This window comes from Dyella subtropica (assembly GCF_026283965.1).
In the GTDB taxonomy this organism is placed as follows: domain Bacteria; phylum Pseudomonadota; class Gammaproteobacteria; order Xanthomonadales; family Rhodanobacteraceae; genus Dyella_D; species Dyella_D subtropica.
On record NZ_JAPDPD010000015.1, the window covers coordinates 107,425 to 121,323 of the forward strand.

The window sequence follows — 13,899 nt, forward strand, 5'->3', positions numbered from 1 at the left end:
CTGGCCGCGACGAACTGGCTCGACAGCTCGGGGCGCGGATAGGCGGTCGGTCGGCGGCCGCGCGTCTGCTGCACCGCGCTGGAGATATTCGAAATGACGCAGGCATTGCTACTGGCGATGACCGCGGCCGCATCTTCGGGGAACAGGATGATCTGCGGCACGTCGATGGCGAGGATGCGGCGGATCGCCTCCATGCCTTCTTCGAAAGTAATGCCGAATTGCCGGCGATGGCTGCGCAGCGCCTCCTGCATCTCCGGTTGATAGCCCTTCAGGCCGTCGCTCCACGCGTCCCACTGCCATTCGCCGAAGTTGATCGCCACCGTCACGCCGTGCCTGGCGTGATGGCGCTGCGCGAAAGCGTCCATGAACGCATTGGCCGCGCAGTAGTCGATCTGGCCAGGGCCGCCGCCGACGATGGCGGCCACCGAAGAAACCAGGATCATGAAGTCCAGATCCACGCCGGAGAACGCGCGATCGAGTGCCAGCGTGCCCTGGATCTTCGGCGCCATCACCTGCGCAACGGCCTGTACGGTCTTGAGCTGGGTCAGGCCCTGGCCGGGCAGGCCGGCGCCATGGAATACGCCGTTGATGGTGCCGAAACGCTCGAGCGCCTGGCGCACGGCGTCATCCATTTGCGCCTGATCGGCCACATCCGCGGTGATGATCAGCACTTCCGCGCCGGCCTGGATCAGGTCGTGGATCTTGCGCACCCGCTCGGTCACGCGGTCGTCCTGGCCCGCGGCAAGCAGCGCATCCCACTCCTCGCGCGGCGGCAGGCCTGTCCGGCCTACCAGCACGAGCCTCGCGCTGCGCATCCGATAGAGATAGTCGGCAAAGGCAAGACCGATGCCGCCCAGGCCGCCGGTAATGAAATAGACGCCGCCTTCCTTCAGGCGCGGCATATCGTCCGACACCGGCGCTTCGATGTGCACCGGCTCAGCCACCGGAATCCAGCGCTGCCCCTCGCGGAACGCGGTGAACTGATCCTGGCCGCTCAGCAGCTCGGCAGCCAGGCGCAATGCCAGCCGGTCCGCAGCCAGGGTCTCTTCGTCGGACGAGAACAGATCGATGCTGCGGCAGGCGATCGTCGCGAATTCCTGGCGGATGATCTTGCACGGACCGCGCAGGGTGGCCTTGGTCAGATGGAGCGACTCCGTACCCAGCACCGGCTCCAGGTCACTGGCCACGATGCACAGTTCGATCGGCGTGTCGGCCAGCCGCTCGCCGATCGCCTTGGCGAGGTGGAACAGGCTGTAGAAGCCCGCGTCCATATGCTCGGCCAGATGGCCGGAAAGATCGGCATCCCACGCTTCGGCAGCCCACAGATGCACGATGCGGCTGGGCACCACGCCGCGGCGCTTTAGCTCCTTCAACAACGAGGCATAGTCAGCCTCCGCCGCGGCACGCAGCGAGATGGAACCGTCCTGCGCGACCGAGAAGTTCTCCCCGCGGCGCGCCAGTACCGTTTCGATGCCTAGCGGCTTCATTGCCGCGGCAAGCGCGTCGCCTATGCCGTCCGCATCCGCGAAGATCAGCCAGCAGGTGCCGGTCGCAGGCGCGGGGGCTTTCAAGGCTCCGTCAACGGTGCCGGCGATCTTCCATGAAGGCACGTAGAAAGAGTCTTCGAGCGGCAGTTTTTCCGCGTGCTCCATCAAGCGGGTGATCAGGGAGACTTCGCCGGTGTCGATCTCCGCGTTGGCGTCGATAGCCGGTTCGATCCAATAGCGCTGCTTTTCGAACGCGTACGTCGGCAAGGAGACCTTGAGGCGGCGCTCTTCCCGATAGAACGACGTCCAGTCCGCTTCGATGCCGGCCAGCCATAGGCGGCCCACGGCGCTCAGCAGGTAGGCGTCGTCGCGTTGTTCCTGGAATGGCGCGCGCAGTGTCGGGATCACCGCCATGCCGCGCTCATACGCCGGGTGCTGTTTGACGAACGAGCCCAGGCTTTGACCGGCGCCAAGCTCCACCAGCACCCGACCCTTGTCCTCGCTCAACAGTGCGCCGATGCCGTCGGCAAAGCGCACGGTGCCGCACATATGCGACACCCAGTAATCGGCCGACGCGGCTTCCTGCGCACCGATCCAGGTGCCCGTCAAGTTAGAGATGTACGGAATGGCGGGCGCTGCGAACGTCACGTTCGACAGCAACGCGCGCAACCCTTCCGCCGCACCCGCCAGCATCGGCGAATGGAAGGCATGCGTGGTCTGCAGGCGGCGGCTCACGATCGACTTGGCAGCGAGGATCGCTTCGAACGAGGCGATCGCATCTTCCGCACCCGACACCACCGTCGTCTTCGGGCCATTGCAGATGGCGATCGACACGCCCTCCGGCAGCAGCGTGGATGCATCGATCTCAGACAGCGGTACTGCCAGCATCGCCCCGCCCGCCAGCGCTTCTATCAGCTTCGCGCGCAACGCCACCAGGCGCAGCGCGTCTTCCAGCTCGACGCTTCCCGCCACTGCCGCGGCCACGAACTCACCGATGCTGTAACCGATCATCGCTTGCGGCTGGATGCCCCAACTCATCAGCAACTGCGCCAGGCTGTACTCGATAACGAATACCGCCGGTTGCGCGAGCCAGGTCTCCTGCAGGCGCCCCTCAGGACGCTGCTCACCGCGCTTGAGCAGCGCCTTCAAATCCATCGACGCACGCGGCTCGCCTGACAGACCGCCCGGCGTAAACAGCACCTCGCGCAGGTCCAGACCGATCACCGGCTCAAGCACTTCGCAGCAACGATCGACCAGTTCGCGGAACACGATCTCGGTCCGATACAGATCCGCGGCCATATCCGGATAGTGATCGCCCACACCCGGGAACATGAACACCACTGACGGCGTGCCATTCGACGACAGGTGACCCTGATCGCCGCCCTGCTCCAGGTTTGCGATCGCCTCGCCTCGTTCATTGCACACCACCGCCTTGCGGTACTCCAACCGCTTGCGGCCGACTTGCAGCGTATAGGCCACGTCCGCGAGGCTCTGGTCGGGATGTTCCTGCAGATGCGCACCCAATCGTGCCGCAGCACCATCGAGCGACGCCTGCGTCTTGGCCGAGAGCAACAGCAACTGCGCTGCACGCGACGGGCCCGACGGCTCGATCTCCGGCGCCTCTTCCAGAATGAAGTGCACATTCGTGCCGCCCACGCCTAGCACGTTGACGCCAGCGCGACGTGGCGCCGACCCACGCGGCCAGGACTTCGCTTCAGCCGCCACGAAGAACGGACTGCTGGCAAAGTCGATGCTCGGATTCGGCGCCTTGAAATGCAGCACCGGCGTGATCCGCTCGTGCTGCAGCGACAGCACCGCCTTGATCATGCCGGCGACGCCGGCCGCGCGATCCAGATGGCCGATATTGGTCTTGACCGAACCCAGTGCGCAGAAACCCACCTTGTCGGTGCTCTGGCGATACGCCTTGGTCAGCGCCGCCACTTCGATCGGATCGCCCAGCTCCGTCGCGGTGCCGTGCGTTTCGATAAAGCTGATGCTGTCCGCCGCGACGCCCGCCACCGCCAAGGCCTCGGCAACCACCGCGGCCTGGCCTTCGATGCTGGGAGCGGTGTAGCCGACCTTGAGCGAGCCGTCGTTGTTGAGGGCCGAGCCCTTCACCACCGCGTAAATATGGTCGCCATCGGCCAGCGCATCTTCCAGGCGCTTGAACACCACCACCGCCACGCCATCGCCGATGACCGAGCCCTTGGCATCGGCATCGAAGGTACGGGTATGGCCGTCGGGCGAATCGATTCCGCCCTGCTCGTAGAGGTAGCCGGCCTTGCCCGAGATGGCGATATTGACGCCACCCGCCAGCGCGATATCGCATTCGCCGTACTGCAGGCTCTTGCAAGCCGCATGCATGGCCGTGCCCGAGGTCGAGCAGAAGGTCTGCACCGACATGGCCGGACCGCGCAGGTTGAGCTTGTACGCCACCCGGGTCGCCAGCGCGTCGTTGTTGTTGCCGATATTTGCCTGCAGCACCGCCATGCCGGAGGTCAGCAGTTCCGGATGAGCGAACACATGACGCCCATAAGCGCTGCCGGCCGCGCCCGCAAAGATGCCGATCAGTCCGGGATGGCTGTCGGGATCGCACGCGGCGTCTTCCAGCGCCTCCCAGGCGCATTCGAGGAACTGGCGATGCTGCGGATCGATGAGCTCGGCCTCGCGCGGCGAATAGCCGAACAGCCTCGCATCGAAGAGATCGAAGTCCGCGACGTCATAGCCGGCCCGCACATAGTTGGGATCGCGCAGCTTCGATGCGCCGACCCCGGCTTCGCGCAATTCCGCTTCGCTGTAGAACGTCACCGATTCCACGCCGGCGCTGACGTTCTCCCACAGCTCCTGCGGGCTCCTCGCGCCCGGAAAGCGTCCGGACATGCCGACCAGGGCGATATCGCGGGACGCGCTCCCGCCCCTTATCCGTTCGCGACGCTCGGCCAGCAGCCGGCCGGCGTGCTGACTCGCGGGTTCTTCCGCCGTGGGCGACAGGTAACGGACCAAGGCATCGATCGTCGGCGCCTCGAACAGCACCACCTGGCGCAGCTCGACGTCGAGTTCCTTGCGCAACTCGGCAACGACTTGCAAACCCACCAGCGAATTGCCGCCGAGATCGAAGAAATTATCCTTGGTGCCGATCTCGTCGATACCCAACGCACGCTGCCAGATAGCGGCGATCTTGCGCTCCAGCTCATTGCTGGCCGCTACGAACTGGCTGGACAGCGCCGGGCGCGGATAGGCGGTCGGGCGGCGGCCGCGTGTCTGCTGCACCGCGCTGGAAATGGTGGTAACCGAGCAGCTGTTGCTGCCCTCGATCATCGCCACCGCATCCTCGGGCAGCAGGATCATCTGCGGTGCATCGATGGCGAGGATGCGGCGGATGCCTTCCATGCCCTCTTCGAAGCTGATGCCGAACTGCCGGCGGTGCTGCTTGAGCGCCTCCTGCATTTCCGGCTGATAGCCCTTCAGGCCATCGCTCCAGGCATCCCACTGCCATTCACCGAAATTGATCGCCACCGTCATGCCATGCTTCGCATGATGACGCTGCGCGAACGCGTCCATGAAGGCGTTGGCCGCGCAGTAATCGATTTGGCCGGGGCCGCCGCCCACGATCGCCGCGATCGACGAAACCAGGACCATGAAGTCCAGATCCACGCCGGAGAACGCATGGTCGAGCGCCAGCGTGCCCTGGATCTTCGGCGCCATGACAGCTGCCGCAGCCTGTGCGGTTTTCAGCTGGGTCAGGCCCTGGCCTGGCAGGCCGGCCGCGTGGAATACACCGTTGATGGTGCCGAACCGCGCGAGCGCCTGGCGCACGGCGTCATCCATCTGCGCCGGATCGGCGACATCGGCGGTGATGATCAGAACCTCCGCACCGGCCTCGATCAGGCCACCGATCTTGCGCACGCGCTCAGTGACCTGGTCTTCCTTGCCCGCGGCAAGGATTCCGGCCCATGCCTCGCGCGGCGGCAAGCCGGAACGACCCACCAGTACAAGCTTCGCGTTCCGGGTTCGGTACACATAGTCGGCAAAAGCGAAGCCGATGCCGCCCAGGCCACCGGTAACGAAATAGACGCCGCCTTCCTTCAGCCGAGGCACTTCATCGTGCGGCGCCTCGATCTGCACCGGCGCGACGAACGGTACCCAGCGCTGGCCGTCGCGGAAGGCACTGAATTGATCCTCTCCACCGGACAGGATTTCCGCGGCGAGGCGCATGCCCAATCGCTCCGCATCCCAGGCTTCTTCACTGGGCGAGAACAGATCGATGCTGCGGCAGGCGACCGTCGCATACTCCTGGCGGATCACCTTGCATGGCCCGCGCAGCGTGGCCTTGGCCGGATGGATCGTCTCCGTGCCCAGCACCGGCTCCAGGTCGCTGGCGACGATGCACAGCTCGGTCGGCGTGTCGGCCAGTTGCTCGCCGATCGCCTGGGCGAGATGGAACAGGCTGTAAAAGCCAGCTTCCATTTGCTCCTGCAAATGGCTCGACATATCCTCGTGCCAATGCTCGGCCGCCCACAGATGCACGATGCGACTGGGTGCAAGACGACGGTGCTTGAGCTCCTTCAGTACCGAGACGTAATCCGCCGCCACGGAAGGCCGCAGCAAGCAAGAGCCGTCTTCGGCGACCGTGAAGTTCTCGCCGCGCCTGACGAGCACCGTCTCGATGCCTAGCGGCTTCACTGCCGCGGCAAGCGCGTCGCCGATGCCGTCAGCGTCCGCGAAGATCAGCCAGCAGGTGCCTGCTGCGGGTGCATTCAATGCACCGTCAACGCTCCCTGAGGTCTTCCACGACGGCGCGTAGAACGAGTCGGCAAGCGCTGATTTCTCCGCCTGTGTCAGCAAGCTCCTGGCCAGCGACAAGGCCGGCAATTCGGCGTCGATCCAGTAGCGCTGGCGGTCGAAGGCATAGGTCGGCAGCGGAACCTTGAGGCGGCGTTCTTCCCGATAGAAGGATGTCCAGTCCGCTTCGATGCCAGCCAGCCACAGGCGGCCCACGGCGCTCAGCAGGTAGGCGTCGTCGCGTTGCTCCTGGAATGGCGCGCGCAGTGTCGGGATCACCGCCATGCCGCGCTCATACGCCGGGTGCTGTTTGACGAACGAGCCCAGGCTTTGACCTGCGCCAAGTTCCACCAGTACCCGACCCTTGTCCTCGCTCAACAGTGCGCCGATGCCGTCGGCAAAACGCACGGTGCCGCACATGTGCGACACCCAGTAGTCGGCCGACGCCGCTTCCTGCGCATCGATCCAGGTGCCCGTCAGATTCGAGATGTATGGGATGGCCGGCGCCGCGAACGTCACGTTCGACAGCAACTCGCGCAGCCCTTCGGCCGCACCCTCCAGCATCGGCGAATGGAACGCATGCGTGGTCTGCAGGCGGCGGCTCACGATCGACTTCGCGGCGAGAATCGCCTCGAATGAGGCGATCGCATCTTCCGCACCCGACACCACCGTCGTCTTCGGGCCATTGCAGATCGCAACCGATACCCCTTCCGGCAGCAATGCAGCGACATCCGCTTCCGCCAGCGGCACCGCCAGCATCGCCCCGCCCGGCAGCGCCTCGATCAACTTCGCGCGCAACGCCACCAGGCGCAGCGCGTCTTCCAGCTCCAGACTGCCCGCCACCGCCGCGGCCACAAACTCGCCGACGCTGTAGCCGATCATCGCCTGCGGCTGGATGCCCCAACTCATCAGCAATTGCGCCAGGCTGTATTCGATGACGAACACCGCTGGCTGTGCCAGCCAGGTTTCCTGCAGGCGGCCTTCCGGACGCTGTTCGCCGCGCTTGAGCAGCGCCTTCAAATCCATCGACGCACGCGGCTCGCCCGACAAGCCGCCCGGCGTAAACAGCACCTCGCGCAGGTCCAGACCGATCACTGGCTCCAGCACGGCACAGCAATGGTCCACGAGTTCACGGAACGTCGCTTCGGTTCGGTACAGATCCGCGGCCATATCCGAGTAGTGATCGCCCACACCCGGGAACATGAACACCACCGACGGCGTGCCGTTCGACGACAGATGACCCTGATCGCCGCCTTCCGAGAGCGCCGCAATGGCTTCGCCTCGTTCGTTGCACACCACTGCCTTGCGGTATTCCAGCCGCTTGCGCCCCGTCTGCAGCGTATAGGCCACATCCGCCAGATCCTGCTCGGGATGTTCCTGCAGATGCGCACTCAATCGTGCCGACGCACCATCGAGCGACGCCTGCGTCTTGGCCGATAACAACAGCAACTGCGCTGCGCGCGACGGACCGGACGGCTCGACCTCCGGCGCCTGTTCCAGAATGAAATGCACATTCGTGCCGCCCACACCCAGCGTCGTCACGCCCGCGCGCCACGGCGACGCCGAGGCCGGCAGCTCCTGCCGCTGGTTGCTGACCACGAAGGGACTGTTGGCCAGGTCGATCTTGGGATTGGGCCGCTCGAAATGCAGGGTCGGCGGCACCACGCCGGTCTTCAGCACATGAGTCGCTTTGATCACGCCGATCACGCCCGCGGCGCGGTCGGTGTGGCCGATATTGGGCTTGATCGAACCCAGCGCGCAGTAACCCACCTTGTCGGTGCTTTCGCGATACGCCTTGGTCAGCGCCGCCACTTCGATCGGGTCGCCCAGCTCGGTCGCCGTGCCATGGGCTTCGACATAGTGGATATCGCCCGCGCTCAGCCCCGCATGGTCGAGCGCCATCGAAATCACTTCGGACTGCTGCTCAACGCTCGGCGCCGTAAATCCCGCCTTGAGCGAACCGTCATTATTGACGGCCGAACCCTTGATCACCGCATGGATGGTGTCGCCATCCTCAAGCGCATCCTCCAGCGGCTTCAGCAGCACCAGGCCGATGCCGTCGGAGAACACGGTGCCCTGCGCCCGCGCATCGAAGGTCCGCGTAAGGCCATCGGGAGAAGCCTGGTTACCAGGCTCGTACAGATAGCCGATCGCACTGGGAACGCGCAGGGAGATGCCGCCCGCCAACGCCATGTCGGACTCGCCCGCGCGCAGGCTCTGGCACGCCAGATGGATGGCGACGCCCGAGGTCGAGCAGTACGTGCCGACCGAAAGGCTCGGCCCGCGCAGATTGAGCTTGTAGGAGACGCGCGTGGCGAGCGAATCCTGGGTGTTGGCCAGATAGGTATCGAACTCGTTCAGCCCTTCCCACAGCGCACGATCCAGGAACAGGCCCGCCTGGTATTCGCTGGGCGTGGTGCCGGCAAAGACGGCGATCGAGCCCTCGTAGCGATGCGAATCGTAGCCCGCATGCTCCAGGGTCTCCCACGCGGTCTCCAGCATCAGGCGATGCTGCGGGTCCATCAATTCCGCTTCGCGCGGGCTGATCCCGAACACGCCCGCATCGAACAGATCGATGCCGGAGACGACGCCTCGCACCTTCACGTAGGCGGGGTTGTGCACGAGTGCCGGATCGACGCCGGCCGCGCGCAATTCGTCGTCGCTGAAACGCACCAGCGATTCGACGCCGTTCAGCGCGTTGTCCCAGAGCGTGCCGATATCCGGTGCGCCCGAGGACCGGCTCGCCATGCCGATGATGGCGATATCGGAAGAGCCCGAACCACGCCTCGCCTGCCGGCGCCGCCTGGCCGAAGCGCCGGATATGGCCGGCTGGTCTTCGCCGCCGATCAACGACGCCATGCGCCGGCTGACCGCGCTGATGCTGGGCGCCTCGAAAATCAAGATCGGGGAAAGCTGCGTGTCGAACTCGCGCTGCACTTCCGCCAGGATCTGCAGTGAGACCAGCGAGTTTCCGCCCAACTCGAAGAAATTATCCTCCAGCCCGATCGCCTCGATCCCCAGCACGTCCTGGAAAACCCGGGCCACGCGCTTCTCGATCTTGCTGCTGGCCGCGACGAAGGCGGTGCTTACCGCCGGGCGCGCATAGTAGGAAAGCTTGCGCTCCGTGGTGCCGGCCGCCGGGGCTGTGGTCTTGCGGTACACCCATTGATTCAGGCGCGTCCATAGATCCGCCGTCGAGCCGATCAGCCGTGCAGAGGCATTCGAGCCCAGCACCCGGCGGACCGCCTCGGCGCCCTCTTCCGGCCACATCAGGAACGCTTCCAGCGTGGTTCCCTTGGTGTCCTGCTCGCCGCGGTCGCGCGCCCAGGTATCCCAGTTCACGGTGACCCAGCGCGTGCCCACCGCATCGCGACGCGACAGCACGAAACCATCCTCGTACGCATTCGCCGCCACATAGGCCGACAAGGCCAAGCCACCAAGCACCACCGAAATCGACGAGAACACCAGGCAGAAATCCGCTTGACGCGTGTCGAGCACGCGGCCGAGCACCTGCGTTCCGCGAACCTTCGCGCTGAAATGCGTTTCGATCTGCTCCGCCGTAAGTTCGGCGATGATGTTGTTGGACGCGGGCGTGACCAGGCCGGCGGCGTGGAACACGCCATGCACCTGGCCATGACGCTGTTCGATCGAGGCGAAGACTTCCTCCATCCTCGCCTCATCGGCGACATCCGCGGCAAGCACCACCACTTCGCCGCCCGCGGCTTCCATGTCGAGCAGCTTGGCGATCTGCGCGCTGACCGGATCCTCGTTGCCATTCTCGGAGAGCCAGCGCTCCCATTGCTCCCGCTCGGGGAAGGCCCGGCGCGAGAGCAGCGCGATCTTTGCCTGGTAGCGCTGAGCCAGCATCCCGGCGATCGTCAGGCCCACGTTGCCGAGGCCGCCGGTGATGACGTAGACACCGCCCTCGCGCAGCATGTCGCGCTCCGCCGTAACTTCATCCAGTGGCCTGGACTCGTAGCCCTGCACCAGTCGCGTGTCGCCACGCCACGCAACCGCCACGTCGTTTGCCGGCGACAGCAGTTCCGCCAGCAAGCGGCTTGCGGAGGCCGCATCGACGCCGTCCATGTCGATACTGCGCAGCGTGACGTTCTGGTACTCCTGCGGAATGGTGCGGATCGCGCCGATCAGCGTGGCCTTGGCCGCGCTCAGCACGTCCCTGGCACGGGCCAGATAAAGCCCGTTCGACACGATATCCAGCTGCACCGTCGCCGTGGACCGGCCTTCGCCCAGCGCTTTCATCAGCGCCAACAGACTCAGGTAGCCACGCGCCTGCAGCGTCTCTTCACCATCCTCCGCGGTCAGGCCGCCCAGGTGGACGATCCGGCTCGGCACAAAACCTTCGCTGCGCATCTGGCCGATCGCCTGCCGCAGGCGCTCGGGATCGGACGCAACTTCCGTCGACACGAGTCGCTTCGAGCGGCCATGCAAGCCCCCGCCCACCGCTTCGCCCGCGGGGCTGTCCGCGCACAGCACGAGCCAGTTGGCCGCGCCGGCATCTGCGTCAGCTTGCGGCGCCGGTGATTCGCTCCACGTTTCCGCGTAGAACCACTTTCCGATATCCGCCACCTTCCCGCCTGCACCCTGCGCGGCCGTGACGGCCTGCTGCCGCGCGTCGAGCCAATAGCGTTGGCGATCGAACAGCCAGCTGGGAAGGGAAACGTGGCTGCCCGGGGCTCCTTCGAACGGAGTCCCCCAGTTCACCGAGCCACCAGCGCACCAGAATTCGCCAAGGCTCTTGAGGAAGACAGCCTGGTCCTCCTGCGGATCGAACGCACCCCGGCAGGTGGAAACCACCAGGTGACTGCGCTGATTGAAACCAGGATGCAGGCGGGCCAGCGAGTTCAGGCTCTGCCCGGGGCCGATTTCGATCAAGGCGCCGGATTCGCGGTCGAACAGCTTTTGCAGGCAATCCGCGAATTGCACGGTTTCGCAGAGGTGGCGTCCCCAATAGGCGGGAGAGGTCGCCTCGTCCTCGCGCAGCCAGTCGCCGGTGACGTTCGACAGCACCGGAATGCGCGGAGCGGACAACGGCATCCCGCCGATCAGATCCGCCAATGCCTTAGCCACCGGCTGCATCATCGGCGAATGGAAAGCATGCGCGGTGCCCAGCAGGCGGCTGACCACACCGTCCGCCTGCAGCCTTTCCTTGACCTGCTCGACTGCCGCGAGCGGACCGGACACGACACTGAGGCGCGGCCCGTTGACGATGCCGATCGCCAGCTGCTTGTCTACGTCGAGATAATCGCCGAGCGCTTCGGCCGCAAGCGGTACCGCCAGCATGCCTCCAGCCGGCAATTCACCGATCAGGCGCGCGCGTGTCGCGACGATCCGAAGACCGTCTTCAAGGGAAAACACACCCGCGAGCGTCGCCGCCGTGTATTCGCCCAGGCTGTAGCCGACGCAGGCTCCCGGCTCGATGCCCCAGGCTTCCAGCAGGCGCGCCAGCGCGTATTCCAGTACGAATACGGCCGGCTGAGCCAGCTCGGTCTGCGCCAGGATGCCGAGGTCGCGCGCTCCGGCGACCATGCGGCGGAAAGCATCGCCCGCATTGGCTTCGCGCGACGGCCGGGCCTGGAAAACGTCCAGCAGATCGAGACCAAGTTCGGCCTTCAACCAGCCGCAGCAATAATCCACCCAATGGCGGAATACCGGCTCGGCCTGATAAAGGCCCTGCCCCATACCAAGGTAGTGATCGCCGACGCCGGCAAAAACAAAGGCCGGCTGCGCACCGGGAGAAAGCAGGCGCTCCGCCTTCGCGAGCAAGGGACTGGCGCCATGGTTTGCATCCGCGATGACGACGGCGCGGTTCGGGTAGGGTTCGCGCTTCGTCAGCGTATAGGCGAGGTTGCGCCGGAATGGCACGTCGCCGTTCTGCAAGCTCTGATCGAGCACGCGGCGCGCGCGTTCCAGGCCGCTGACGGTCCGCGCCGACACAGGGAAAGCGCGAAAGGTAGTCGCATCGTCCGGCTCGGGCGCCAGCGGAGCCGCCTCCAGCACCACGTGCACATTGGTGCCGCCGAAGCCGAACGCACTGACGCCGGCCAGCGGCGGTCGCGAGGTGGCTGGCCAGGGAGTCAGTGCGGTGACGACTTCGATCGCCGTCTTCTCGAAACCGATGCGCGGATTCGGCCGCTCGAAATGCAGCGAGGCGGGAATCTGGCGATGCTGCATCGCCAGCACGGTCTTGATCATGCCGGCCATGCCGGCAGCCGCTTCAAGATGGCCCAGGTTGGTCTTCACCGAACCGATCAGGCACTTGCGACCAGCGGGCCGCCCCTGCTCCAGCACGGCGGACAAAGCAGCGACCTCGATGACATCGCCTATCGGCGTCGCGGTGCCATGCGCCTCGACATAGTCGACGTCCGCTGGCGCGATCGCCGCCGCCTCGTAGGCGGCCTCCAGCATCGCCTCCTGGGCCGCGCGGTTCGGCGTGGTGAGCGCAAGCGTCCTGCCGTCCTGATTGATCGCACTGCCGCGGATCAAGCCGTAAATACGATCGCCGTCCGCCTGCGCTTGCGCATAGGTCTTGAGCACGATCGCCGCCGCGCCTTCGCTGCGGACATAGCCGTTCGCATCCGCATCGAAGGTCCGGCATTTTCCATCGGAGGACAGCAAGCCCGCCTGCGAAAACACAATGGTGAATTCCGGCGTCAGCATCAGATTGACCGCGCCGGCCAGCGCCGTGCGCGACTCGCCGCTGCGCAGGCTCTGGCAGGCCATGTGAATGGCGGTCAAGGACGACGAACACGCCGTATCGATCGACAGGCTCGGGCCGCGCAGGTCGAAGAAATAGGAAATCCGGTTCGCCGTGATACTGGCCGAATTACCGGTTCCGGCCAGTGCGTCGATCGAACAGCGGTCGCTGAATTGCCGCTCCCGGTATTCCTGGTTCGACAGGCCGACGAAAACGCCGATCCGATCGCCGCGCACGGCATCGCGGTTGAGGCCCGCGTCTTCGAAAGCCTCCCAGGCGACCTCCAGCATCGCCCTTTGCTGGGGATCCATGCGCTCCGCTTCGCGCGGGGCGATCCCGAAAGCGTCGGCATCGAATTCCTCGATGTCGGGAATGAAACCGCCATGGCGCGTATTCATCTTGCCCGGCGTGCCGATGACCGGATCGTAGACGGCATCCACATCCCAGCGGGTCGGCGGCACTTCGGAAATCGCATCCTTGCCGGAAGCGAGCAGTTCCCAGAACTCCGAGAGATTCTGCGCCCCCGGAAAACGGCAGGACATGCCGACGATGGCGATCGCCTCCTGCGACGGCAGCGGCCTGGCTGCGGGTGACGGCGCGCGCGGAGACGATGTTCCCGTGGCGGCTAGAACGTATTCCATAACCTTCGATATGGAATCGCAATCGTAGAACAGGGTGACCGGCAGTTCGGTTTCCAGCCAGCGCTCGAAATCGCCGGCCAGCGTCGCAGCTTCGCTGGAGGAAAGGCCAAGGTCCGAAAAAGAATCGTCCCAGGCAATCTCCGATGTCGAGATGGCGCAAATCTCCGCCAGGCGCTCGACGAGCCACTGACCCATTACGTCCTTATCTGTAGTACGCATCTGGCACCCGTCGACTGCAATTCATGGATTGACAGCAGCCGAGGCGCCGCCCCGG

Annotated in this window: 1 protein-coding gene (only partly in view); it reads right to left on the reverse strand. The window is 65.4% G+C overall.

Annotated features, from left to right (window positions below):
• Positions 1-13,844, reverse strand: the 5' end (the start) of a protein-coding gene (locus tag OUZ45_RS14265) for a type I polyketide synthase (RefSeq protein ID WP_266170793.1). 18,733 nt of this gene lie to the left of the window's left edge; only the first 13,844 of its 32,577 coding nucleotides appear in the window; the start codon lies at positions 13,842-13,844; the stop codon falls past the left edge of the window.
• Positions 13,845-13,899 lie beyond the last annotated feature (55 nt).